Origin of the sequence: Hymenobacter sp. BT188 (genome assembly GCF_014333585.1) — a bacterium.
In the GTDB taxonomy this organism is placed as follows: Bacteria; Bacteroidota; Bacteroidia; order Cytophagales; family Hymenobacteraceae; genus Hymenobacter.
Genome location: NZ_JACSCW010000008.1, coordinates 55,427 through 80,419 on the forward strand (window position 1 = coordinate 55,427; position 24,993 = coordinate 80,419).

General features: G+C 49.9%; 23 protein-coding genes and 1 pseudogene. 14 read left to right on the forward strand and 10 right to left on the reverse strand.

Features of this window, described 5'->3' with window-relative positions:
• Positions 1 to 16: 16 nt before the first annotated feature.
• A pseudogene (locus H8B13_RS18960) lies at positions 17 to 502 on the reverse strand (ATP-binding protein); the annotation flags it as partial.
• 206 nt (positions 503 to 708) lie between these two features.
• On the opposite strand from H8B13_RS18960, the gene H8B13_RS18965 reads away from it, so the two are divergent.
• From H8B13_RS18965 to H8B13_RS18980, 4 genes are all read left to right on the forward strand, one after another.
• Positions 709 to 1,887, forward strand: coding sequence for a tyrosine-type recombinase/integrase (locus H8B13_RS18965; RefSeq protein ID WP_187312398.1), 1,179 nt, complete (start codon positions 709 to 711; stop codon positions 1,885 to 1,887).
• A gap of 14 nt (positions 1,888 to 1,901) precedes the next feature.
• Positions 1,902 to 2,594 (forward strand): hypothetical protein, encoded by a 693-nt coding sequence (locus H8B13_RS18970; protein ID WP_187312399.1) that lies wholly within the window; start codon positions 1,902 to 1,904, stop codon positions 2,592 to 2,594.
• A gap of 104 nt (positions 2,595 to 2,698) precedes the next feature.
• Positions 2,699 to 3,589 carry a protein rep gene (locus H8B13_RS18975; protein ID WP_187312400.1) on the forward strand — a complete coding sequence of 297 codons (891 nt, stop codon included), beginning with the start codon at positions 2,699 to 2,701 and terminating at the stop codon, positions 3,587 to 3,589.
• Between the two features lie 165 nt (positions 3,590 to 3,754).
• Positions 3,755 to 4,969: a hypothetical protein gene (locus H8B13_RS18980; RefSeq protein WP_187312401.1), complete on the forward strand. Its 1,215-nt coding sequence runs from the start codon at positions 3,755 to 3,757 to the stop codon at positions 4,967 to 4,969.
• Between the two features lie 983 nt (positions 4,970 to 5,952).
• Here H8B13_RS18980 and H8B13_RS18985 read toward each other — a convergent pair.
• The gene (locus tag H8B13_RS18985) at positions 5,953 to 6,207 is read right to left on the reverse strand and encodes a hypothetical protein (protein ID WP_187312402.1); all 255 of its coding nucleotides are present in this window, start codon (positions 6,205 to 6,207) and stop codon (positions 5,953 to 5,955) included.
• Between the two features lie 249 nt (positions 6,208 to 6,456).
• Between H8B13_RS18985 and H8B13_RS18990 the strand changes: the two genes are divergently transcribed.
• The gene (locus H8B13_RS18990; RefSeq protein ID WP_187312403.1) at positions 6,457 to 7,125 is read left to right on the forward strand and encodes a recombinase family protein; all 669 of its coding nucleotides are present in this window, start codon (positions 6,457 to 6,459) and stop codon (positions 7,123 to 7,125) included.
• A 576-nt stretch (positions 7,126 to 7,701) separates the two neighbouring features.
• On the opposite strand, the gene H8B13_RS18995 is transcribed toward H8B13_RS18990, so the two are convergent.
• The 3 genes from H8B13_RS18995 to H8B13_RS19005 are packed head-to-tail and all read right to left on the reverse strand — an operon-like array spanning position 7,702 to position 11,696.
• Positions 7,702 to 10,113 (reverse strand): hypothetical protein, encoded by a 2,412-nt coding sequence (locus H8B13_RS18995; protein WP_187312404.1) that lies wholly within the window; start codon positions 10,111 to 10,113, stop codon positions 7,702 to 7,704.
• A 58-nt stretch (positions 10,114 to 10,171) separates the two neighbouring features.
• Positions 10,172 to 10,753 carry a recombinase family protein gene (locus tag H8B13_RS19000; RefSeq protein ID WP_187312405.1) on the reverse strand — a complete coding sequence of 194 codons (582 nt, stop codon included), beginning with the start codon at positions 10,751 to 10,753 and terminating at the stop codon, positions 10,172 to 10,174.
• Positions 10,754 to 10,796: 43 nt separating this feature from the next.
• On the reverse strand, positions 10,797 to 11,696 hold the full coding sequence (locus H8B13_RS19005; RefSeq protein WP_187312406.1) for a DUF6602 domain-containing protein: 900 nt from the start codon (positions 11,694 to 11,696) through the stop codon (positions 10,797 to 10,799).
• Positions 11,697 to 12,280: 584 nt separating this feature from the next.
• Here H8B13_RS19005 and H8B13_RS19010 point away from each other — a divergent pair.
• Positions 12,281 to 12,727, forward strand: a complete 447-nt coding sequence (locus H8B13_RS19010; protein WP_187312407.1) for a hypothetical protein — start codon at positions 12,281 to 12,283, stop codon at positions 12,725 to 12,727.
• 207 nt (positions 12,728 to 12,934) lie between these two features.
• Here H8B13_RS19010 and H8B13_RS19015 read toward each other — a convergent pair whose 3' ends face one another.
• The 3 genes from H8B13_RS19015 to H8B13_RS19025 form a co-directional block, all read right to left on the reverse strand.
• The gene (locus H8B13_RS19015; RefSeq protein WP_187312408.1) at positions 12,935 to 13,423 is read right to left on the reverse strand and encodes a hypothetical protein; all 489 of its coding nucleotides are present in this window, start codon (positions 13,421 to 13,423) and stop codon (positions 12,935 to 12,937) included.
• Between the two features lie 191 nt (positions 13,424 to 13,614).
• Positions 13,615 to 14,037: a hypothetical protein gene (locus tag H8B13_RS19020; RefSeq protein ID WP_187312409.1), complete on the reverse strand. Its 423-nt coding sequence runs from the start codon at positions 14,035 to 14,037 to the stop codon at positions 13,615 to 13,617.
• 348 nt (positions 14,038 to 14,385) lie between these two features.
• Positions 14,386 to 14,808, reverse strand: a complete 423-nt coding sequence (locus tag H8B13_RS19025) for a hypothetical protein (RefSeq protein ID WP_187312410.1) — start codon at positions 14,806 to 14,808, stop codon at positions 14,386 to 14,388.
• Positions 14,809 to 15,070: 262 nt separating this feature from the next.
• Here H8B13_RS19025 and H8B13_RS19030 point away from each other — a divergent pair, with 262 nt between their 5' ends.
• Positions 15,071 to 15,400, forward strand: a complete 330-nt coding sequence (locus tag H8B13_RS19030; RefSeq protein WP_187312411.1) for a hypothetical protein — start codon at positions 15,071 to 15,073, stop codon at positions 15,398 to 15,400.
• 45 nt (positions 15,401 to 15,445) lie between these two features.
• Here H8B13_RS19030 and H8B13_RS19035 read toward each other — a convergent pair whose 3' ends face one another.
• A complete protein-coding gene (locus tag H8B13_RS19035) occupies positions 15,446 to 15,709 on the reverse strand; it encodes a hypothetical protein (protein ID WP_187312412.1) in 264 nt (87 codons plus the stop codon).
• A 771-nt stretch (positions 15,710 to 16,480) separates the two neighbouring features.
• Between H8B13_RS19035 and H8B13_RS19040 the strand changes: the two genes are divergently transcribed.
• The 6 genes from H8B13_RS19040 (at position 16,481) to H8B13_RS19065 (ending at position 23,471) form a co-directional block, all read left to right on the forward strand.
• Positions 16,481 to 17,743 (forward strand): GDSL-type esterase/lipase family protein, encoded by a 1,263-nt coding sequence (locus tag H8B13_RS19040; RefSeq protein WP_187312413.1) that lies wholly within the window; start codon positions 16,481 to 16,483, stop codon positions 17,741 to 17,743.
• A 366-nt stretch (positions 17,744 to 18,109) separates the two neighbouring features.
• Positions 18,110 to 19,522, forward strand: coding sequence for an MBOAT family O-acyltransferase (locus H8B13_RS19045; protein WP_187312414.1), 1,413 nt, complete (start codon positions 18,110 to 18,112; stop codon positions 19,520 to 19,522).
• An 18-nt stretch (positions 19,523 to 19,540) separates the two neighbouring features.
• Positions 19,541 to 20,479: a hypothetical protein gene (locus H8B13_RS19050; RefSeq protein WP_187312415.1), complete on the forward strand. Its 939-nt coding sequence runs from the start codon at positions 19,541 to 19,543 to the stop codon at positions 20,477 to 20,479.
• Between the two features lie 223 nt (positions 20,480 to 20,702).
• Entirely contained in the window at positions 20,703 to 22,247 is a 1,545-nt protein-coding gene (locus H8B13_RS19055; protein WP_187312416.1) for a SulP family inorganic anion transporter, read from the forward strand.
• Positions 22,248 to 22,259: 12 nt separating this feature from the next.
• Positions 22,260 to 22,526 (forward strand): hypothetical protein, encoded by a 267-nt coding sequence (locus H8B13_RS19060; RefSeq protein WP_187312417.1) that lies wholly within the window; start codon positions 22,260 to 22,262, stop codon positions 22,524 to 22,526.
• Positions 22,527 to 22,619: 93 nt separating this feature from the next.
• The gene (locus H8B13_RS19065) at positions 22,620 to 23,471 is read left to right on the forward strand and encodes an SGNH/GDSL hydrolase family protein (protein ID WP_187312418.1); all 852 of its coding nucleotides are present in this window, start codon (positions 22,620 to 22,622) and stop codon (positions 23,469 to 23,471) included.
• Here H8B13_RS19065 and H8B13_RS19070 read toward each other — a convergent pair.
• The gene (locus H8B13_RS19070) at positions 23,425 to 23,721 is read right to left on the reverse strand and encodes a hypothetical protein (RefSeq protein WP_187312419.1); all 297 of its coding nucleotides are present in this window, start codon (positions 23,719 to 23,721) and stop codon (positions 23,425 to 23,427) included. The two genes, H8B13_RS19065 and H8B13_RS19070, sit on opposite strands and share 47 nt — an antisense overlap.
• Before the next feature lie 634 nt (positions 23,722 to 24,355).
• Between H8B13_RS19070 and H8B13_RS19075 the strand changes: the two genes are divergently transcribed.
• Positions 24,356 to 24,796, forward strand: a complete 441-nt coding sequence (locus H8B13_RS19075) for a hypothetical protein (RefSeq protein WP_187312420.1) — start codon at positions 24,356 to 24,358, stop codon at positions 24,794 to 24,796.
• Positions 24,797 to 24,993: the final 197 nt, after the last annotated feature.

The following is a 24,993-nucleotide window of genomic DNA, read 5'->3' on the forward strand; positions in this document are numbered from 1 at the left end:
GTCAGTTAGTTAAAAATTATCCGGCCCAGCCTTCGCGATCTAAGCTTCGATACTGGATAGCCTCCGCCAAGTGCTCGATGCGAATTTCTTCGGTACCGGCTAAGTCAGCGATGGTGCGGGCTACTTTCAAAATGCGGTCGTAGGCGCGGGCAGAGAGTCCGAGGCGTTCCATGGCCGTTTTGAGCAGGGCGCGGCCCGCCGTATTTATCTGGCAAATATCCTTCACCATCTGCGAAGGCATCATGGCGTTGGAATGAATATCGGGAAAGTCTTTGAAACGAGCATTTTGCACCTTCCGCGCCTTTTCTACTCGTAGCTGAATATCAGCGCTGCTTTCCGATTTGCGGGTTTCCGTCATCTGGTCAAACGTGACGGGTGTAACCTCTACGTGCAAATCGATACGGTCGAGGAGGGGGCCGCTTACCTTGTTAAGATAGCGCTGCACTACGCCGGGACCGCAAACACATTCCTTCTCTGGGTGATTGTAGTAGCCGCAGGGGCAGAGGCTATTCACCATTTGATTTGAGTTGGAAAGCGCATTTTTTGTAATGCAATTACTTGATTATGAGAAAGATGAATTTATATCTTTTGTCATCTTTTAACATCTCTTATCTTCCTTTTGCATCTTTTTGCTGCGGCTTTTGGGGCTCGTAACAGACTTTTACTTTCGGGGCGTAACAAATCGTAACAAACCTTAAACCGTTTAAAATGGGTGTGAAATTAAGAAAGCGTAAGCTACGCGATGGCTCTGAACAGTACTACTTCGATGTTTACTACAAAGGACGCCGTGAATATCCAACGTATAAAGAGCCTCAGCTAATTATCAGGCCAGGCAAAGATAAAGCAACTCTAAAAGCTAATGCTGACGTGGAAAGGCAGGCTGAAAGGGTCTTATCAATACTAGAGGGGAGGCTTGCAGAAGGTACTTATGTTTTTCAGACTGAGCTTAGCGCAACGAAGCCAGAAGAAAGAGATTCACAATCCTTCTTAAGCTACTTTCGAGCAGAGGCAGAGCGGCGGCGTGCCCGACGTGGATGTAAGTCCAATACCTACTCTTGCTTTAGGCACTTTGAGAGATTTATGCATACTAGTCATCGAGAAGATTTAGGCTTTCAGCAATTTACCACCCAGTTCGTGGAAGAATTTCGTGCTTATCTAACTAAGCTCGTCGTTCTTAATGAGAGTAGAAAGTCTGGCCTAAACCTAGAAACTAACGGTAATCGTAATCGAGGTATTAATTCCAACTGTGCCCAAATCTATTTTAAGCGGCTGAAAATGGTGTCTGCAATGGCATTTAAAGAGGGGCTTATTTCCAAAGATGCAGCGTTTCCTGTTAAGAACTTTGCGTCAGTTATGCCTCAAAGACACTATCTAGATCCAGAAGAAGTAAAAAAGCTTGTTCAAGAATTAAAGGCTAATCCAGTTGACGGAATGATGAAGCGTGCATTTCTTTTTGCGTGTGCAACGGGTCTCCGTTGGGCAGATTTAACAGCTCTCACCTGGAAAGACATTCAGGGAGACATGTTAGATACTGAAATACGAAAGAGCAAAGGAAAAAAGCGCTTACGATTTGCATTGAGTGCGTTCGCCTTATCGCTGGTTGGGGAAACTAAGCAGGCCAGCGAACGAATTTTCCCTCTTACTTACAACATGTATTTAAATGTGAAGCTAGACCGTTGGATATTATCAACAGGAATTAATAAGAAGATAACATGGCATTGTGCCCGTCATACTTTTGCAACATGCCTCCTGTTCAAGAATGAAGATATCTCTTTAGTGCAAAAAGCGTTAGCTCATAGCCGAATTGATACTACCCAGATATACGCGAAAATTTTAGATTCGAAATTAAACAAAGCAACCTCATCAATTGGTGATTTATTTGTTTAAAAAATTCATAACACATGGATAATATATTTGACGAATTTGAAGAATTACTGGTGCAGATGGCATGCAATGACGGTTCTGAACCACAAGGTATGTTAGATTTCAAGCTTAATTCCTTGACCATATACCAACGAATCAAATGCCTGAATTACCTATTAAACGAATTTAAAAGCGGTCGTATTAATAAGGAGGGTGGACTTTGGCATCAGAGGTATAACGATCCGTTCTTTTGGGATATTGATACTCCTACCAATGAAATGCATGGTACATTGGTCGTTGACGACACTATGGGTAAACTCTGTGATTTGTTGATCAACTATGTACCGAACCGCCTCCAAACTGAAGAAAGGCGGTTAAATAATTCAATGAGTCATTCTATTAACCTAGATGAATCTTCAATGAGGTTAGAACTATCTTCAAATAAGCTTTTAGAAGATGAGACCATATTCCTATTTCATAACGAAGCTGCTGAACTATTAGGGGTGAGTGCTTCCTGGCTTTATAAAAAAAACAAAACCGAAAAACTTCTTTATCCTGTAACATTACCAGGAAGCAGTACAAACAGATATTCTAAAAAAAATCTAATAGCCTTTAAAAGTCATTTGGTCACGAAAACGCATCGAGAGAAATCTGCAGATAAAGTAAATAATAATTCAGCTGCGGCTTCAGCGATTGAACTTCGGCGTTATTATCGAAAAGGAATTGAGTAGAAAGAGTGCTTTATTCTAAGAATACTGTTCGCAAGAACAGTTTTTGAGCATTTAGGCGATTAAAGACTGTAAATACCGACTGTACTCCCGAATAGGGAAGTGCCTTGATTCAATTTAACAACTCGAACTCGGACGAAACTGTCCACCCAATCTCTGCTTCCACTGGTCAAAAAAACACGAATACTAGCGCAAGTGCGGAGCGTATACCTAGTTCATTTAATGGCATAAGTCGGGACAGATCATCTACTTCCAGGGTATTTCTGGAAAAGAGACAAAAAGACAAAGAGTTTACCCACGAATTAATTCAGCAACTTCTGACCCGGTCCACCCCTTTACGGTCAGCATATGAAAAGTCCCTCCGCTGTAATGAGGCCCTGCTGAAAAATGGGCGTTGGGTAACATCTTATTTCTTCTGCAAGCGACGATGGTGCCGAGTCTGTTCTCGTAAGCGCATCGCCACAGTGCTACGTAAGTACTTACCTGTGCTAGAGAGTTGGAAAACCGCGCAGTTTGTAACTCTTACCCTAACTACGTGCACAGAAGAAGAACTGCCCAGTCGGATCAACGAAATGAAACAGGCCTTCGAGAGCATTCGGGACCGTTGGCGTAAGCCAGCTACGCAGAAATTGTTTCCATCTCCCCTCGTAGCCGTTCGCAGCTTAGAAGTAAACAAGATTGCAGATCGATGCCATCCCCATTTCCACATTATTCTGCCCAATTCTCTGATTGCGGAGAAATTAGTGGCAGAGTGGCTAGCCTACTTTGGTAATAAAGCGAATGAGAAAGGACAAGCATTGACGCCTGTGTATAACATGGAAGGGCTACTTAAGTATATAGTAAAACCGTTAGTTGACTTCAAAACAAGCAATCTCCAAGGAATGGATCTGGCGGCATTGGATGTTATTTTTCAAGCGCTGGATTCTCATCATACAGTGCAAGCGTATGGCATGAGCGCGCTAAAACCGACGTCCAGAACCAACGCGATAGTAGCCTAAGCTCGCCCAGCTGAGCACATTGACTTGGTGTACCCCGATACCATCGGGCCCGCGTCCCATTAAATAATTTAATCACCCAGCATCACCCAACCGAGCCACAACGCTACCCAGACGAAAAGGGGGCAAAGTGGGTCAAAACACCGGAATACTAGTAGAAATTACCCCATGGAGCCCTTAGAATCGACCACGCCCCCCACCGTTCCCGCCGTCTCCTCTGGTATTCCCGAGGGCGTAGTCAACGTGGACGCGTGGCAGCGCATGCAGGAGCTAAAGGCCCACCCGCTCTACTCGGGCCCCGAGCGGATCGTCCGCACCAGTATTGACGGGCTGGAAATTGATTTGCAAACGTCGACCTATAATCTGAAGCTGAAGCTGGTGGCCTTGCCGCAACAGGAGCAACAGAATATTCTGGCGCTGCACGCCGCCGCTTCGAGTATCAAGGGCAAAATAGGCGGCCTCACCTCCCTGGCCTACGGGGGGCGCACGAGTATGAGCATGTACGCCGAGGTAGCCCCGGTATTAGACCCGCGCAAAGCCGAACTCATAGAGCTGTTTGGCAATATGCACACGGTGGAAGACGTGCACGAAATTATTACCAAAGACTGGGGCTATCAGTTGTCTATTGGTACGCTGCGCGCCTTCAAAGCCCGCCACCTGGAAGCCATTAAGGCAAGGCAGGAAGAGGTGAAGCATGACCCCTCAGGGATTCGCTTAGGGTATAAGCCCATGCGTATGGAAGAGCTAACCTGGGTGTATAAGATGCGCAAAGCGGCCTATATCCAAAACCCGAGTATTGCCAACGAACGCCAACTGCAAAGCATACTGGAGCAAATCCGCAAGGAAATGGAGGGCGAAGTAAGCACGGTCAATATCAAAGCGGATATGAATATCAATATCCTGTTGGACCCGGTGCTACGGAAGCAAATGCTGCAACAGGTTAGCATACTAGATATTATCATTGCCCGCGTGGCCGCTCGCATGGGGCAGAACCCCCAGTACCTTATGGCCCGCCTGCAAACGAGCTTGTACGCCAAGTTTACCGGGGGCGTGCCGGCTACTCAGGAAGAAATGGACGAAACGCCCATTTACCCGAGTCAGTTTGTCTACGATTGGGATAAGATCAAAGCGGAAGCCCCTGCCAGAGAGGCCGCGGATAAGAAGCTCAAAGAATGGCCCACGGAAGACGTCATGAGTCAGCCCGTAGCGCCGGACCCCACCGCTCCCGTCGTACCCCCAGTACCCGGCGAAACGCCCTCCGCCCCCAAAAACATGGGCGCCACGATCCGCGAGCAACTCAAGCTCAAGATTGCCCAAATGAAAGAAGACGTGAACCGCAATGCCGACAAGATTAGCCAAGCCAACCAGCGGCCCGAAGCCTGAGCCACCGGGTCCCCGCCGCGCCCCACTCGCCCCCCGCCCCGGAACGGGGACATGGTTAAAAGAGGGGCTGCGAAACCCCTTAAATAATTTAATTTTTAGCCGGGGGCAACTCTGCCCTTCAGTGCACAACCGAGCCACAACGTTAGCCACAAGTAAACCGGGGTTTCTAGGTCAAAACACCGAAATACCAGTCAAAAATACCCCATAGACCCCTTAGAATCCGCTACGCCCAAGGTTGCCGCCGTCTCCGCTATTCCCGAGGGCGTGGTACAGGTGGATGCCGGGCAACGCAGGCCGGCGCGGAAGGCCCACCCGCTTTACTCGGGCGCGCAGCGTCTTGTCCAAGCCAGTATCGACGGGCTACGGAGTGCCGGGCAAACGTCGACCTCTAACCTAAAGCGGCAGCTGGTGGCCCTGCCACGAGAGGAGCAACAGCAGCTACGAGCCTTGCCCGCCGCCGCGATGCGTATCCACGGCAAGCGAGGGGGCTCCCGTCCTATCCGCCAGCCATCGGCACCCTACGCGCGTGCAACGCACGGCACCTGGAGGCCGGGAGGGCGTGGCCGGAGGAAGTCAAGCACACTTCCAGCGGAATACGCCCCGCTGCCGGGCCAGGCCCAGCGCGCACCCTCCCGGCCCGCAGCTGGGGGGACCGGTACCGGGAAGCGCTGGGTACTACCCTCCGTCCGAGCAAGGGACCCTGGGCTGCCGGTGGGACCTTCTTACCGGATTAAATTATGTAATTAGAAAGCCCTGGCGTAGCGGGCGGGGCTCGCTTGGTAGCCGTTTTCCACCTTGCCCCTCCTTGCCCCCTCGAGCCAGAACGCTAGCCACCCCTGATCGAGCTTTTCTAAGTCAACACCCCCGATTGTAGGGAAAAACAGGCCGCGAAACCCCGTAGCATCTGCTGCTCGCCGGGTGTTCGGGTATCCGGGGTGGCGGACTGCCGAACCCTCCCCGTTGACGCGGGCGGGGCGGGAAGGTTACTGCCGGTCCAGCTCCCGCTGCATGCGGGCCCAGTCACCGGGCGGGTACATCGCCGCGAGCTCCTCATCGGTGGCGAACAGATCGATCTCGGGCAAAAACAGATTCACCATGTCGCGGTCGAGTTCTTTATCCGTTAGATTGGGAAAGCGGCAGGGCTCGGTCGGGGGCGTATAGCCCGTTGGGGCAGGGGCGGAAAGGTCCGGGGTATCACTCATGGGAGGTAGGAAAAAAGAGGGGGGGTAACGAAGCACCTCCCTTAGTAAATATACGGAATATCCTAGATTTAGCTGCCCACCTTGTCGGGTAGCTGAAGAAAGAAACCAGTGCGAGGATAGGGCAGGAGGGAGGCCTTCCTGGTTTCTCTGCCGCGGTGAATGTGGCCCCCCTCCCAGCTCGGAACGTACCGGTTGGGTCGTGTATCATTTCTTGAACGACCGTTTATAAAATGATACAAGGAAAAAAGGGTAGGTTTGGGCTCTACCATTCACCCCCGCTTGTCCATGCCCGACTACGTCGCCTACTACCGTGTCAGTACTGCCCGCCAGGGGCTCAGTGGCCTCGGGCTGGAAGCGCAGCAGGCCGCCGTCCGTACCTTCTTAGCGCCGAGTGAGCAGATTGTAGCGGAGTTTATCGAAGTCGAGAGCGGGCGCAAGAACAGCCGGCCCCAGCTGGTGGCGGCTATGCAGGCGGCGAAGGAGGGAGGGGCGGTGCTGCTGGTGGCCAAGCTCGACCGGCTGGCCCGCAACTTGGCCTTTCTCTCGGCGCTCATGGAAAGCCGGGTGCGCTTCAAAGCGGTCGATATGCCCGCGGCCGATGAGTTTACCATCCACGTGCTGGGGGCCGTGGCGGAGAAGGAAGCGAAAGCCATTTCCACCCGTACCAAAGATGCGCTCGCGGCCAAGAAGGCGCGCGGGCACCAACTAGGCACGCCGGCCAATCTGACGGCGGAGGCGCGGGCCAAGGGACAGACGCAACGTCAAGTGAATGCCCAGATGAGTCTGGCCAACCGGCAGGCCATGGAGCTAGCCCGGCTGTACCGCAGCCTGCAATGGGACTACCGACGCATCGCAACCCAGCTCACGGCCTCAGGCTACCGCACCCGCCGGGGCTGCGCTTTCACCGCCGCCGGCGTGCGACGCTTGGTATTACGCGAGCGGGAACAGGCCTGATGCCTTATCGGAATTAAATAATTTAATTACCCCGGCCTCTACGTGGGGGCGACTCCTACAGTCCAAGGTCCGCTGCCATTAAATTATTTAAGAAGTGCCTTTTCCGAACAGGAGGGGAGCTGCTTCCCCGGTGAGCACACTCTTTAGCATAAGTAAATTCTGTTGAACCTTTTGGTTTAATAAAGGCGACTAGCATCAAAACAACCCAATCTCATCACGTATCTCGATGGGCGTTTATGGTCCGTTACAAGAAAGGGAACAAGTTGAGATAGGTGTTAAGGCACCCATGTTGGCTAACGTAGGGGCGTTTTTTCAACATGCTTTGACTGCTGCTGCGCTTATGGCGTCTGTGCCTGCTTCGGGGATTTCGACGAATACGTTGGCCCTTTAACTGTCTGCCCTTCGGGCGCTGCAGTCGTCGAGGAGGGAGTTGGGGTAGTGCCACCAGACAACATGGCAAAACCAGCAAGTGAGGTAAGTAGAAGCTTTTTCATAAATAAAGTGGTGAGGTTTGGGATCATTGAAGGACCCAAACCTCACCACTTTCGAAGCCAGCGCGAAGGACAGATAAACGGTCTATTCCTCGTTGTCTATTGACTCCACCACCTCAACTTCTTCAGTAACGCCTTCTGCTTCTTTTGCAGGAATAAACCTTCTTCTTGGATACCCATTCCAATATTCAGAATATGGACTTACTTCCTGAATACCAAAGACAATTTCTGAATTGGGTATTCCTAGCAAATTACCAAAAGGTACTAATGCAGGCTTTCCAAACTTTATACTTGGTAAACCAGACATTTCACTAGGTCCGAAGAGTCTTATAGCCTTTTTTTGGTAGTCAAACGCCTCTGATTGAATCCTTCCATAAACATCTACTTGCTTACTATTTAGCCAATATGTTTTTGGCAAAAATCTAAACGCGTCAATGATGTTGAATGCATCTTTTAACCTAGCGCAACATGCTAGCATAGCATTCATATCTGGAAAAGTCAAATCAGTTCTTTTATGATCCAAACCATTTCTGATTTCAGCAAGTGCAGAAGTAAGAAATAACTTAACAGCTTTGTCAAAATGCTCATATAGACGCTTTAATTCAGATTGTGTAGCATCAGCCCATAATTCTGTATGTGCAAATGCAAAAATCCTTTCGTCGTCACTTGTATAATGAGGCAAATCTTCTGGTGCTCTCTTGATGTCTTCTTTAGATTTAGTAATAAGAGATTCAATCCAATTACTAGTAGCTGATAGGTATACCAAAAGAGTCCCTAATGTATTTCCACCCTTATCATCCCAATGAGCAGTAAAAGACCCGCTATCTTTGCTACTGCCTATAATATCAGAAACAGACTTAACAGCATCTTTATTATTAAAATTAAAATGAGTGTTCAGAAAATGATCTGATGACAACATCCAAACGTTATAAGAAATAAATTCTTCTAATATATGTTCTAGCGAAACAAAAAGGTTTACGCCTGCACTTCGAATAGCTTCTCTATCAGCTTCACTTTTTATTTCGTTTATCGACAAAAGTGTGTCATTGAAAGACTGAAGTCTATTAATAAAAGAGATATAATCTGCTTCATATCTGGTAACATCGAATCCCACCTTCCAAAGAAGTCTATTAGTAAGGTCAGTATCAGACTCAGATGCAATAAGATGCATTATGAATTTTTCTGATAAATAATTTAAGACCACTCGACTCGGCAAAATTAAGGTTTGCACAGCTTCTTGAGGAGAATGATCTCTTAGATAGGCCATCACCATACCTGGAGTTGCAGAACCTTCATGTTTACTACAACGCCAAGCTAAATCGTCTAAGAGGCCTGCTTTGTTATATCCTTCCCAGATAGCAGCAGAAAATGACACTAGTGGATCCCTGCTGTCTGATTTAACACCATACATCGATAATTCACAAAATCTATCTAATGAATATAGACTTGTAGCACCAGTACGAACTACTCTTAACTCATTTGCCGGTATTTTAATTATGCGTCGCTGTACGCAATCGTCTATAAGCTTTATTAAACTATCATCAGTCAATAGAAATAGTAACTGCAACTGCTCAGCACTGCTTAGTTTTTTAACAACGTCATCTACTGAACCTTCAGCAGCCTTCTTTTTTCCATAAGTGCGCAAAATATTCCGCAAAAAAGCGCCTTGATCACTACTTATTGCCTGCTTTAATAGGTTAGAACGCTCAATACCTAAAATAGTGTCAGAAATAAGAACGCATAAATCAGTGTAAGGCCTTCCACCCGCCCATTTTTCTCCTCTATGCAAATAGGAATATGGTCCTTCCCACTCGGAATCATGTCCAAACAATTCTTTTCCTGCTTCCGCAATACTGTTATAGGCCTGAATATTCATTGATGCCGTTACATTCAATTGAACTGAATGCAAAGCAGTACATCCTGTATCAGAACAATGCCAGAGAGGTAATTTTAGACTTGGTGGAAGATACCTTACTTCTAAACTCTCTATTATGCCAAACGGACCTGTTACTAGGTTTCCGACTTGATATATACCTTGCTCAGTTGAATCTAGTAATTTTACAACATCATCATATTCCAAGAATTCAGTTCTATCGTTATTGAAGTTATCATTAAATTTATCGTACAATTCTCTACCAAATCTGTGAGGAAGCTTAACTTTATTACTGCGAATTTCTTCAGAAAATAATCTTATAACTTCATCAATGTCCGACGTATTAATATCTATTAAAAGATCATTAAAGTAAAAGAAGTCCATCAATCCAAGTACTACATCAGATGCAGAGAATTCATCCTCGATTTCAGAATTGCTATCTAATATCTCTTGAGCATGCTCTGACTTAACCAGATATCTAGCATATGCAGGATTTGCCTCATAGTCTTGTGGGAATATGGATTGATTTATAATCTCCCGAAGATTATAAAACTTTTGAAGTCGTGTTTTATCAGAAATCTGCTTGAGTTCTTCTTCAACCTGTGCTTGATTCTTCCAAGGCATAAAAAATTAGTTTAAATGATCAAAAACGATTGTCAATTTCCCAGTGTTTTTCGAATTATTATGGCTTTATATATTTAGCAACTGTACTGGGTGACATACCTAAAGTAGCTGCAATAGCACGGTCGGAGATGCCAGCAGCTTTCAGTTGCTTCACGTGTACTACCTTCTCAGCATCTACAGAGGGTCGGCCGATGTTCTTACCTCTCTCACGAGCCCGGCTCATGCCAGCTTTGGTTCGCTCCCCTAAACGCACCTTTTCCTGTTTAGCGAAAGCCGCCAGGATACCAATAATGGCATCCTTAAAAACGCCGGTGGAGTCTAGGTACTGCTCAGTAAAGGATAGAAATTGCACGCCGGAAGCCGAGAGCTTTTGTAGGTAGTTCAGCGTCTCGACGACTCCTTCGCGGCTGAAGCGATCCAGCGCCCAAAAGATGACCACATCGAAGCGCCGCTGGTGGGCATCCTGAAAGAGTTGCATGAAGTGAGTGCGCTCCGCCTTGCCCCCCGACTCCTGATCGATATACTCGTTGTAGATAGAGTAGCCCTTCCGTTCAGCAAAGGCCCGTAGCTCACGCAGTTGGTTCTCGTTGTCCTGGTCTTTGTCGCGGGTACTCACGCGGGCATAGATGGCGGCTCTCATTTTTTAAATTCAATTATAATACCTCACTATTTAAAATTAAATATCATACTTTAAATGCGAGCTTAGGATTAAACAATCCAACGTTGTGAAAATATCTAGAAAGATCAGGTTTTAGCAATAGACATTTACGCAGATGATCATTTAATGTGAAGTATAAATATGCTAGACTAGAACTGGTAATACTTTCCCCAAACTTTACAAGAAGCCACTCATATCTGTGGGCTTCATTTGGCTCAATGAATTCAGGGTATGGATTTATTGTCAAAGTCTTTATTGCATTTCCTTCCTTATCAAATAGCTCGCAGTTAATAACAATACCTTGATCAAATATTACTACTACGTTGGGCAGATATTTATTTTCGGTATTTTTATATAATTCTTTTAATTGTTCTATTTTAAAATCTCCTCCGTTTGCGAAAAGCATAAATTTATATACATAACTTCGATATGGCCAACCATAATTTGAAGGGACCTTAAAGAAATTCTGATCAAGTGACACAGTGTTGCTTAACATATTTAGGGGAGTTTCTTTACGTCGCAAAACATCCTGCAAACTTCTAATTTTACTAACATATTTTTCTATAGCTTTCCCCGAGCTTCTGTAAGTAGATTTAATTTCACCAATTGAATAGACTGATTCGTAAGGGAAATATTCAGTATTATTTTCAGATTTAAATAGTATGGGAGAACCAATATTATCTGCAATTATCAAGTCGTGCTGTCCACTAAGATTAAGTTCCTCGTCAGCTATATGACCATGCCCAACATAATAATTCAGAGGTAATTTATTTCTTATTAGGTCTCTAATTTTCTTTTCAACTTCATCTCCCGCCGCATCAATATCGCTTGTATGATGAATTGATATTGCTCGTTCTCTAGCATTTACGATTTCCTTCGCTTCTAAAGAAACGAACTTGTTTAAATCAAATTGAAACTTATTCATTATACTTTTTTAAAGATTTTTAAATATTAAACTAACGCTAGTGATTAAACCTCATTAATGAATAAGAGCTACTATTTGAACATTACACTTCAGGTGGTAGCCATCATACTACCTTGAGAGATCTGAATAGAGGTGAATGAGCAATCATCCTCTTTCATCATAGAGCTTTACAAACTGTCCATAAAGCTACGAAACACTGTCCGTAAAAGGGTCAAAAAAACAGCCCTCAAAAACCGCCTTTACGGGCAGATTTCGAGGGTCGGAAAAGTATCCAAGAAAGGGCCGCTTTCTAGACGCAGAGGCATTCTAATCTTAGTACCGAAAACCCTGCCTTATCAATACGGACTGTTGAAGCTGTACACTGGTGAGACGAGCGTTCAACATCTGTACACCTTCCCGATAGGGACCGATAAGACCCTGTAGCTGTTGCGTAAGTTTCGGCTACCCGTTCCAACAGACAGAAAACGCGGCCCACAGGATTGTTATCCGCGAGAAGTACACGCACGGGTGACTACCTTGTCCATCGAAAAAATGCCCGCCGAATACTGATGAAAGGAGCCCTGCGGAAACCCCTTCACTGCCTCGTGCTGCTGAGTTTGCTGGCTACCAGTTGCCGCCAACAAGAACAGCCGGCGGAGACATGTGAAAACTTCCAGGTGGGGGGACTCTTCTACCAAGGCGAACAGGTCCGCGTAACGTTCAACTCAACGGTCATCTACACCGACTCCTTTCCGGAAAAGTCGCGGCTCTTACTGGAGCGACTCTGCCTAGCCTATACGGATACCTTTACCGTGCAGGTACGCATCACCACAGCCAAAAAGGTGGTGCTTGATACCGTGATGGTGGGGCACAAACAGCAGGGCCACTACGTGCTGTTTGTGCCCCGTGGGCTGGTTAGACACCCAGTTAAGTTGGAGGGATTGAACCAGGCGCAGCAAATGGCCCTGTATGATCAGGTGTATAAAGAGACGCCCAAGGATTCCCTGCGCCGAATGGCCACTCTACAGCCTGGGCTCATTGTGACGGACTAGGGAAGGATGGCTATTAACTACCCCGTGCTAGCGGTTGGGGTGTAAAAGTACCTTCTCCCGATAAGGACCGATACGACCCTTCTTATCGGTCCTTATTCATGGTGGCCATAGCCAGTACCTAGCGAGCCGAAATGCGATCCATGACACAGCGCTGGTCACTGCTTTTAGAAGTTGGGGTGTAAACGGCCGGGGTCAATCTTACGGATTTTACGGGTTTTGGAATTTTTTCATTCTCTCCTTCACTACCTTCTCCAACGCCGGAAAGAGGGAGAAGTCACCTTGGAGAATATCGGCGGCATAGCGCTGCAAATTCGCCGCAAACGCCCCGATGTATAGACTCAGGCCGGTTTCTTTCTCGTAGTAGACCGAATCCGCCCCGTACGCGTAGGCGGGCTTGACCAGGGCGTTGGGATTGCGGAGCAGCAGCACATCATCCAGCGCATAGCCAGTGAGCTTAGTCTGCTCCTGCATCGGGGTAGGATTCGCGACCCATTTGCCGTCTTGGAGCTGGTAGAGCAGGATAAACAAATAGGCCTCGCGATACTCATAGGTGAGCTCAATCCCGGTCGTGCTGTTTTGATAGCGGAACTCGTAGACCTGGGGCGCTTTCCTGGCCTGGACGAGTCGGCAGGCAAAGTCCACTTCCAGGAAGGCGAATTGCTCTTTGACTGTGGTGATAAATGCGGGAGGGGCCATGCGGAGCGGGGAACACTCGTGGAGGAATACGTTGTCCGCTCAGCTTTCCGGGGCGTAGTGGACGTGAAGTAAGACGTTTAACGTGCTGGAAACGGTCGTTTACAGCATGTTATAAACTACTCAGAGCAATAAGAATGGCTTATCCTTCATCTACCCCTCCCTCGATGGGGCTCTCTCCTTCCTCCCGCTGGCTAGCGCCGGTAGTGTAACTCGCTCATTCGTTGCTGCACCCCAGTAAGCGGTTCAAATACGACGACGACTTTTGATGAACGCAAGGTCAGCGAGTTTGCCGTTAACTCGACGATCGTTAACTCGACGCCATTAGCATACCGTAGGATGCTGCCTTGGCGAGTATAGGGGGAAGGAGGTACAATGAGCTGCGTGAAACCATTTGGACCCGTCACTTCACTATAGTGAGCAATTGTTAGGTCGGTGATCTCCAGGTAAAACTGAGGCGGTGAGGTTGGGGCCGGAGAGGTTTGTAAGAGTTGGCCCTGGGCGTTATAACCGTAGAAGGTACCGTCCTCTTGGTTCCAGCGTCCCAGCAAGGAGGGAGTCGGTGCGGCGGGTTCTTTGGTACAGGCTGCGCTGAGGAACAGTCCTACGAAAAGCAAGAGGCGGAAACAGATCAACAGGAAGCGAGTAAGCGTGGGGAATGGGTGGCCTGCTCGAGCAGGAAGAGAAGGAGCACCGTATCGGCAACCTGCTCCGGTAGAAGCGCAGGACAAGAATCGGGCGAGCTTCCACGGTAGTGGTCCTGATTTTATACTGGCATTTTTAATTGTTACTAAAGAAAGTACTAGTCGGGCTGAATTGAAGTAAGTAATTCAGATTCTATTATTCCAAGCCCTTGCGTATAACTCTTCTTATGCTAAGCGACAAAACCGGGAATAGATAGGCGTTAATGGGTGGGCTTTCGTCTGCGTTTTATCTACTTTGTCTGTTGCCAACAGGCAACTTCGCTAGGGCTCATAAATTCGAAAGCAGCAGCTCGCCAGTATGATACTGCTCGCGTATACTATGATAAGCGGCATCGCCATGGTACCGGTAGCGCCAATTACAAAAAAGGTGAGGAGCACGCCGCCGATTGCTATCCCGTTCAAGAGGAGCTTGATGGCAAAAGCGGAGTACAGGGAGTCTATCAACCGGGCATAGGCCCACCAACAAGCCCCGAAGGTTGGCAAGGAGAAGACCAGGCCGAAAAGCAGGAACACGGGAAACATCTCCATGCTGCTAATGCCTCCGCCTTTCACCACCCCCAGTAAGACCACCAGAATCGGGCCGAGCAAGATGCTGGCTGCCCACCATTGGCCGGGATACCCCGTGTTGTAGGCCCTCCGTTTCTCAGGAATATCGGAGGAGGACGGCAAAGTGGGTGTCGGCATGGTGAGAATAAGGAAGCAGACCTGACAGGAAAATAGCTTACTAGATACGAATCCAGGTTCCTAAGATACCTGCCTTATAAGGGCAGTTATGCTAAGTAATTAGAGCATGACTGATTCAAAGGAATGAGTACGCGTGGGTTTGGTATTAATTGCCCGTCGTCTGGACAATATACTTTTCTAGGTCTCCTGCATAGAGCACCTCCAGCGCGTCGTGTTTACCGGCTTCTTTCTGCGGTAGTAGTAATTCCACGCCCAAGCTGGCTTGCTTTGGAACCGTAACTTCCTGCAGAGCTACTTGGTAGGCTGGGGCAACCCCGGCCACGACCACTTTATAGCCCTTCTCAAAGGTGGCGACAAAGTACCCCTGAGCATTAGGGACCACCTGGACACGGACATAGTCGGTTTTATCCCAGCCCGCAGCATACCAGCAGAGAAGGGTGACACGCGCATTGGGTACGGGCCTACGGGTGACCTGATCGAGCAGATAGCCCTGAACCTGGATGCCGTGCTGATTTATATTTTGACAGCTACTCCCGAAGAGCAGACTCGCACCGAGCAGCACGAGGGTGAACCCGTACCTAATTCTGAATAGCTTGGTAGGCATACAGGAGGCTTGTAAACCGGTATTGGCACCCTGCTAAGCAGGGCGAAATAGGTACTTGCTCATCGTCCACATGCTATAGAAAAGCAGAAGGCTAATTACGATGGCAAAACCGGTGAAAAAGACGGACTCGCGGAGGCGACCATAAAAGAATTCTTGGTAGAGAGGAAAGATGATAATGTTAACGTAACGCGAGAAGGGCGGCACCAAGACGCCCGCTAAAAAGGCCCCTGCCGCCCCGGAGGCTAGCAACGCCCGAGGCAGCGTACGACGAGGGGAACGAGGAGGATGGTAGGGCATGGGTATCATATGAAACAGCCCTTAAATCTAGCCTAAATAGCGATCTGCTGCCCGCCACCCAACCGGACAAGCCCAGACAAGTAATTCGGTTCAGTCGTATAATGGCCATTATGCTAAATAATGCTCTCCGTTATAGGTTTTGGAATAGGTATGCCTGCCCTATGACTAGGATAATAACTCCAAATTTTTACGCTCTATACTCTTCTGGACACGCTTCGGGGCCAGGTTCTACCTCGTGAACGTTAGGGGCGAGGCACTTCACTTCGCCAATCGGCTCGCTTCTCTGGATACCGATAGCCTCGATTTACCAGGTAGGCAATGGCTAAGAGCAGCATAAACCCAATCATAAGAACAAGGCCTAACCGTACCCGATCGCTTAGCCGCTTACGCGGCCTTGTTAATAGATGATCATTAGATTTTGCTCCCATACAGTTAAACTAAAAAGAGTATAGGTGTCCTTTTTTGTATAAAGCAAATATACTATATAAAATATTATTGGCAATTCGTTTTGCCTGTTATCTCTTCTGCCATAATGGGCTGTCTGGTGTAGGCGGTGAACTACATCAGGAGTTGCCATACCCATCTCCCTGATATCTGGCCTATCTTTGTTTTTAGTTTATAGTATCTCTTTGCCATCGAGCAAGTTGTCTTTACACCCTAAGTGTAGGCACCACTGCACGCGTATTTAAGTATTCGAGGCAAACCTACTGACAGGCATAACTCGTATAGTCAGCCTACTTCATTTATGGAGCCGCTTAAGAACCCATTCGCTTGAAACTTACTTTGTTTAATTCTAGCACCTATACGGCTCTTGTAAGAACTATCTTGCCTGTATTGCGCGGGCTTCTGTTGGGGCTCTTTGGCTTACTGCCAACGTACGCGCAAACGCCAGCGAAGATTAAAATTATGCCGTTGGGTGATTCTATTACCCAGGGCGATACAGAGCTGAATAGCTATCGGCGGGCGTTATGGAAAAAACTGCTAACTGACGTTTATAATGTTGATTTTGTGGGTGGCCAAATTTTGAATGATGGCGGGGCACCTCCTGATCCAGATTTTGACCGTAATCATGAGGGTCATTCCGGTAGGACAGCAGATTGGCTAAGCCTCTATAGTAAAGAATGGGCTACCTCCTTTCAACCTGATATTGTCTTGCTTCACGCGGGCACCAACGACCTTATAAGTGGACAAAGTGCCGAAAGTACGCGCAATGACATAGCCCTCATTATCGAGCAGTTACGATCCGTTAACCCGTCTGTGAAGGTATTGCTAGCTCAAATCATCCCTAGTGTGTACGAAAATATTAATGTTAATATCGCTGAGCTGAACGGTTTACTTAGCGACTTAGCTAAGGAGAAAAACACGGAGGCGGCGCCAGTAATACTAGTAGACCAAAATACAGGTTTTAGTACTGAGCCCAAGGTTGATCTTTATGATGAAGTACACCCAAATGCACGAGGTGAAGAAAAGATGGCGGAGCGGTGGTACCAAGCGCTAAAAACAGTGCTGGGAAAGCCGCTGCCAGTGAACCTCGTACGATTTAATGCTCGCCCCCTACCAGTTGGTGTGCAGTTGGAGTGGGCTACGGCCAGTGAGCAAAACAACGTGGGTTTCACTATCGAACGGAGTAGATCAGGTACTCAGTTTACCCCCGTGGGCCAAGTCGATGGCCGGGGTAACACAGCCAGTAGAACGGAGTATGCCTTTGTTGACCTGATGGCCCCCAGCGATTCAAAAAGCTACTACCGGTTGCGCCAAACCGACACCAACGGGGACGTTAGATTCTCCGGCATCGTAACGGTCTCACCAGCTTATCAGTCTGAATTAATCGCCAGCCCGATTCCGGCGGACCGAATGATAACGGTGAGCGGTATTGTTAGCCCAGCGCCGATTACTATCTGGAACGGACGCGGTCAAGTGGTCGATCGGCAGGTGGCCGAGAGTACGCAGATCACGCTCGATATCTCCCAACTTAGCCAGGGGCTTTATTACCTTCAGGCAGGAACCAAGCGTGTGCGCTTCATTAAACACTGACCGGGCGAAACCAGAGCCGTAGCAGATTAAGTAGAAATACCAGGAAGTCCGAATTATACATTTTTTAGTGATTCGTTCAGCCTACTTTTGCATCTTTACGAATCGTCCTGTAGCATTCTCTACTGCAGTACTCCCTATTTCCTGTATACATTATTATTAATGTTGCTTAGTCACATCTTATTTTTTACCCCGCCTTGACGCGGTAGGCTCCTGTAAAGAGAGCCTGTTATTTAATACTGGCTAGCTAGGCGTTCCTGGTAGCCCTGCTTTGCCGTGCCTCCGGGCGTAGGCGGTTAAAAGCTTTTATCCTATTACCTGTTTGATTTCATACTTGGTGCAGCTCCAGCAGCCGTGCCTTGACTGGCTATGCTTTTTAATTCCTTTGAGTTCCTCGTTTTTTTCGTGGTTGTCACCACCCTATACTATATCCTTCCCCACCGTCATCGATGGTGGCTGTTGCTAGGGGCCAGCTGCGGGTTTTATATGGCCTTTATTCCGGCCTACATCCTGATTCTGTTTTTCACCATTCTCATTGACTATGTAGCAGGTATACAGATTGCAAAGGCTACCGGACCGCGGCGCAAGCAATTTCTTATCCTTAGCTTAATAGCTAACCTGGGGGTGTTGGCCATCTTCAAGTACTACAATTTCTTTCTCGATAACGTGGGGGCCATGCTCGACTCGCTTCACGTCACGCAATATGAGCTGCCCTACTTGGGCATTATCCTGCCCATTGGCTTGTCGTTTCACACGTTTCAGGCCATGAGCTACACCATTGAAGTGTATCGGGGCAACTTTCCGGCGGAGCGCCATCTGGGCCTGTACTCGTTGTACGTCATGTTCTATCCTCAGCTCGTGGCCGGGCCAATTGAGCGGCCCCAGAACGTGCTGCCGCAGTTTCACGTGGAAAAGCACTTCGAGTTCAATGAGGTGGTGATGGGCTTACAACGCATACTGTGGGGCTTGTTCAAGAAAGTGGTGGTCGGCGATGTGCTGGCCGGGTACGTCAACTCAGTTTATAATAACTATGAAATGCACTCCGGATGGTCCTTGCTGCTGGCTACCTATGCCTTTGCCATTCAGATCTACTGCGACTTCTCCGGCTATTCCGACATTGCCTTAGGCTCGGCGCAGGTCATGGGGTTTCGACTAATGGAGAATTTCCGCTTGCCGTACTTTGCCAAGAGCGTCACCGAGTTCTGGCGGCGCTGGCATATTTCCCTTTCTACCTGGCTGCGCGACTACTTGTATATCTCGCTAGGGGGCAGTCGGTTGGGCAAAATCTTTACCTACCGCAACCTCATGCTAACCATGCTGCTGGGAGGGTTATGGCACGGAGCCTCCTGGAATTTCGTCATCTGGGGTTTTCTAAATGGATTGTATTTGAGCGTAGAAAAACTCCTCGGCGTACGTGTTGGCGAGCCGCTAAGCTGGCCTGTTAAACTCCTGCGGGTTCTGCTCACCTTCCACCTTATTTGCCTGACCTGGGTGTTTTTTCGCGCGACTACCTTTGAGCAAGCATGGTATGTCGTGACCCACGTGACGGAGGTGCTGCACACGGCGCCACCCGCGCTGGACCTAGAAAAACTGGGCACGTTTGTGCCTCGGGTTGCCGTGCTGCTACTGCTCGAATATGCTTTCCTCCGTCGCCACGATTTTCACTTGCTAGCCCCAACGAATGGGTGGGCCAAGCCGCTGGCTGTGTCCCTGGGTCTGGTCGTTGTGCTCTTGTGCTTCGGTGTCAGCTCTGGGGGGCAATTTATCTATTTCCAGTTTTAACCTCCCCGGCTATTTGTTATGAAGAACTTCACCATCTTCTTTTTACTCTTCATGGGGGGGCTTTTTTCGCTGGATCGCGGCGGCGCTTGGCTGCTGGATAATTTGTACGAGCGGGTCCGTAGCGGCCAGCGAGGGGGCTTGGTTAATACCTACTTGGACTTGACTCCGCCCCCAATCGTATTGATGGGCGACTCGCGGCTGGTGTCTAATATCTGCCCTGATAGTCTAGGCCCGGGTACCTTCAGCCTTGGCCATCATGGCACGACGCAGATTTTTCATACGGCCCTGCTGAGTGTCCTGCGGCAAAAGCAAAAGCTGCCCCGCACGATTCTGCTCCACGTCGATCTGGATGAGTATCTGCGCCCCAGCTACCCAGAAGATATTCAGTATCTGAAGTACTATTATGGGCAGGACCCACTGGTGACGGCCTATACCAACGAATGGACGTGGCTGGCCCCGCTGAAGTTCAGCTTTGCGCTGTACCGCCATAACAGCAACGTGGCGAGCCTCGCCAAAAACTACGTAAGCAGTAACCCCGATGCTCCCCTTAATCAAGGCTATGAGCCAGAAACGCCCTCACCTCAGGATAGCGTACGCACACTCTATGCGCTGGAAAAGCTGAACGCGGAACCTCCCTACCTCAATAGGGCCCATCTGCGGTATCTGCGCGAGTTTATTGCCATTTGCAAACAAGAGCAGATGGAGTTGATTTGCTTCACCGCCACCTATTACCAACAGCCGCGCCATCTGGCGGCCACTTCCGCCCTGGTTGATTCTGTGCTACGGGCTGAGTCCATTCCCTATATCAACTATGCCCAACAGCCCATTACCGAGCTTTCCAACAACCTACGGTACTGGCACGATGCGACGCATTTAAACGCGCGGGGTATTCCGCTGCATAGTCAGGATCTGGCCCGCCGGGTGGCCGAGGTGCGAGCCCGGAAGCCGCTGCTCTAAATGCCCGTCATTCAAAAACAAGCTTTCAGAGTCATCCTTCGAAGTATTAGCCTGATTGGGTTCGCTTGATATTCACCTCCAGGCACTTCTTCTCTGCTTATGCCCCTGCATCACGCCTTCATTTTTCAGCTTACTCCGCCCTGAAGTTTGGCTTTAGATATTCTTCTCCCTGCTTTCAACTGAAAGCAGACAGATTTCCTTTTGTCCATTCTCAGCGCGTTTTATGCAACAAGTATTTCAATACTTCACTCAGTACCAAATAAATTTTAAGAATGAAATCCTCTCGGGCCTCACAGTAGCCCTGGCCTTGATTCCGGAGGCGGTGGCCTTCTCCCTCATTGCGGGAGTACCACCGTTGGTGGGCTTATATGCCGCCTTTGTGATGGGGCTCGTCACTTCCCTGCTAGGTGGCCGGCCAGGCATGATTTCTGGGGCGACCGGGGCGGTGGCCGTGGTGTTGGTAGCTCTGGCCAAAAGCCACGGGGTGGAGTACATCTTTGCCACCGTTGTGCTAGCTGGTATTCTGCAGATACTGGCCGGAGTGTTTCGGCTGGGTAAGTTCATTCGCTTGGTGCCGCACTCGGTGATGTTTGGCTTCGTCAATGGGCTGGCCATTGTTATTTTCCTGTCCCAGCTCGTGCAGTTTAAGACGGTGGACGCTGCCGGGGTAAGCCACTGGCTGACGGGAACGCCCTTACTTACTATGCTGTGGCTCGTGGGTCTCACCATAGCCATTATCGTAGGGTTGCCACGCCTGACGAAGGCCGTTCCGGCTTCTCTGGCCGCTATTCTGGTGGTGTCGGCGCTGGTTATCGGCTTGGGTATTGATACCAAAACCGTCGGAGATATTGCCTCCATTAAAGGCGGCTTTCCGCCCTTCCATATTCCAGCTGTGCCGTTCAATCTGCAAACGCTGGCGCTGATTTTCCCCTATGCGGCTATTGTGGCGGGGGTGGGCTTGATTGAAAGCCTGCTCACCCTGAACCTGATCGACGAAATCACGGAAACGCGGGGCCGCACCAACAAAGAGTGCGTGGCGCAGGGTGTAGCCAACATCACGTCGGGCTTGTTTTTTGGGATGGGCGGCTGCGCCATGATCGGGCAGAGTCTGATTAACATTTCGTCGGGGGCCCGCGCCCGCCTCTCAGGCATGGTAGCGGCTGTGATGCTGCTCGTCTTCATTATGTTCGGGGCTTCCTACATTGAGCGAGTACCCATGGCTGCCCTCACGGGCCTGATGATCATGGTGTCGGTGAGCACGTTTGAGTGGGCCTCGCTGAAAACATTTGGCAAGATGCCAGCCGCTGATGTGCTGGTGATGGTCCTGGTGACGGGCATCACGGTCGCCCTGCACAACCTGGCTTTGGCTGTGCTCATGGGCGTCATCCTAGCCGCCCTGGTGTTTGCCTGGCAAAATGCCACCCGCATCCGGGCCCGTAAGTACCTCGATGAAGCCGGGGTTAAACACTACGAGCTGTTCGGACCGTTGTTTTTTGGCTCCGTGCAGACCTTCAACGAAAAGTTCGACGTGCAGCACGACCCGGCGGAAGTGGTCATCGACTTCAAAGAAAGCCGGGTGGCCGATATGTCCGCTATTGAAGCCCTGAACAAGCTCACCGAGCGCTACCACCGGGCGGGCAAGAAAGTGCACTTGCGTCACCTGAGTCCCGATTGCCGGCAGCTGCTGACCAAGGCTGAATCCATCATCGAGGTCAATGTTATGGAAGACCCCCTCTATACGGTAGCGGGGGCCAACCAGACATATTAAACGGCTCGTCCTATGATACCCAAGATTCCCCGCTGGCAGCAGGTTCTGTTGCTGGCGGGTGCCTTACTGGCCGTCGCGACCAGTCTGGTCTTACGGCTGACGGGTCATACGCTTTTTGATAGCTTTACGCCCTTGTCTTTGCCGCTGCTGTTGTGGAGGCCCTTCCCGGTGGACCCGTTCAAGCGCTTGTACTGGTGGTTGATGGTGTTCCTGCTCTTCGGGCTGGTCGCCGTCATGCTGGCCGTCACTTTGCAGCAGAGCGCACTACTAAACCTTTGATCCCTGCTCCTGGAAACCGAACCTAGTAGCTAACACCAAGAAGCTATCCATCCTATTGTATGCATCACTGGCTTCGTTAACTTCTTCCCTCGCATGCGAGCAATCCGTGCCTTTCGTCCCTTTCGCGCCTTCCTGCTCCTCCTCGGTTTACTGCTGGCCTTTTGGATAATGGCCTCATCCTACCTTAACCAGGACCGGGTGAGCATCATGCCCCTGGGGGATTCGATCACCCACGGCAATCGCCACTATGCGAGCTACCGCCGCCCCCTCTGGCAGAAGCTGCAGCAGGCCCATTACCCGGTGAACTTTGTGGGCGGGCGCCTGCTCAACAAGGGCGGACTGGGGCCCCACCTGGACTTTGACTTACATCACCAGGGCCAGTGGGGCTGGACTACGCCCATGCTGCTGGCCGAAAGCCGGCAGTGGGCCCAGGATCAGCGACCCGATATTGTCTTACTGCACGCGGGCACCAATGATTGCTTTGGCGACAAGCCCGTGACGGAGATACGCGACAACCTGGGCGCTATCATCGATTCGCTGCGGGCCGGAAACCCGCGGGTGAAAGTGTTGCTGGCCCAGCTGATTCCCGCGGCCCCGCCCAATGAGCGGATCAATCCGAGAATCAGGGCTCTGAATGCGCTGCTGCCGGCCCTAGCCGCAAAGAAAACGCGGGCTCAGTCCCCCGTCGTCATCGTGGACCAGCATACTGGGTTTAGTCAGATTCAAAACCAGGACCTGCACGACGGCCTGCACCCTAATGCCCGGGGAGAGGAAAAGCTGGCCGCCCGCTGGTTTCAGGCCTTGCAGGCGCCGGAGCTGCTGGGACCACCTCCGGCCCCAACAGCCCGGGCCGGAGTGGGAACTAGGGGGCCTACATCATTCAGTTGGGTGGGCTCTGCTACCCTGACTGCCGCTGCTCGACGCCCCCACTTAAGCCTAGACTAGGGGTTACCTTGCTGCGACTCGCCGCCGGGCGGCCCTGTTCTGTTGGGCGGCCGGGCTCCCTGACGGAGTTATCCTGAAGCCCAGAGCGCCCGGCCCGCGGCGGCCCGCCGATGGGGGTGCTGGTTTTCGGACCCGGAGCCTGCGCGGGGGTGGGCCCGGTGCGAAGCACCCGGTTGATGACCAGGATGGCGGTCAGGAGGCCCGCTAAGCTCAGCAACCAGCCGTAATGAGCACTAATCCACATAACCATAGACGCCTTATCTAACTCCTTTCCTCCTGATACAAGTCACCCATTGTCTTCTCTAATGCTCTTTTAAATGGGTTAGGCCGAGCAAGCAGTTGACGTTGCACGGTGAACAAATGATGATAAGTAGGTAACGCTGGTAACCCATACCATGGGTATGGGTTACCAGCGTAACCCTTACCCAAATGGTTTATCTGAGCAGGCCACAGGACGTACCCGGCTTACGCGCACCGGCCTCAGCTGGGATAAGCAAGGAGCCTGCCACAAGCTCCCTTAGCGCCTGGACCTGCCTGCTAGGCGTAGTCCAGTGACAAACGCTTCCACCAGCTTGCCTTCCCACACGCTAGCACAGGTGCCGCTGCGGTGTGGGGGATTTTGGCTTTCGGCTCGAGCCGCAGCATGGCTCACCCATCTTCCAGGACTTGCCGCTGGGCGCACCCTAGGAAAAGTGTTAGTTGCTCACCTAAGGCTTTTCTAAGGGTGCCCTAAAAATGAGATTTAACGGGTATACACCTGCAGAAAATTAACTGACTGCCGTCACGGAAAAGTTGTTTTACATAAAAGTAGTTATAAACGCACTCTGGGAATAGTGTTAAGTTTAGGCTGATTAAAGAAACTGCCCGAAATATGATTATAGCCTATGCGCCCCTCGGATAACCTGTTTGCGCGCTTGTGGAATCCCTACACCTTTCTCTTGCTCTTGTCCGTTTTCATGACCGTCATGATGAGCCTGGTGATGGTCCACAAACAGCAGGCGTGGCAAGTGGTGCGGGCGGGGCATACGGTGCCGGTGGACATCGTTCGTAAAACGGCGGGCTCCGGTGGAAAACACCCCTCCTATGTTGTCCACTTTGTCTATCAAGGACAAGCCCGTGTGGTTAACGTTGGTCGCCAGTATTGGCAAGCGGTGAACGCCCCAGGAACGGGGGCGCTATTTCATTCCGCCGTCTATCCCGACCTATTTGTGGGACCTGGCTCCCTGGATAGTGACGAGCGGGATAAAGTGCCGGGCTATGTACTCATCGGCTTCTTTGTTTTCTGTGTTGGCTATAGTGGGTGGCATCTTATCAAAAACGAGTGATAAAACGCAGACCGTTTCCGAACCCCCACTTGCCATACGTCACCAGCCTTCGGATAAGGACCGATAACCAGGGTCGTATCGGTCCTTATTATGAACAGGTGCTACCTGCGTCTCGTCCAACGGACCTGGCTTCGGGCCGCTGCTGGTAGTTGAGCAACGGGAGGGGAAAGGCAGTCTGAAAGGAGCTCTTACTCGAC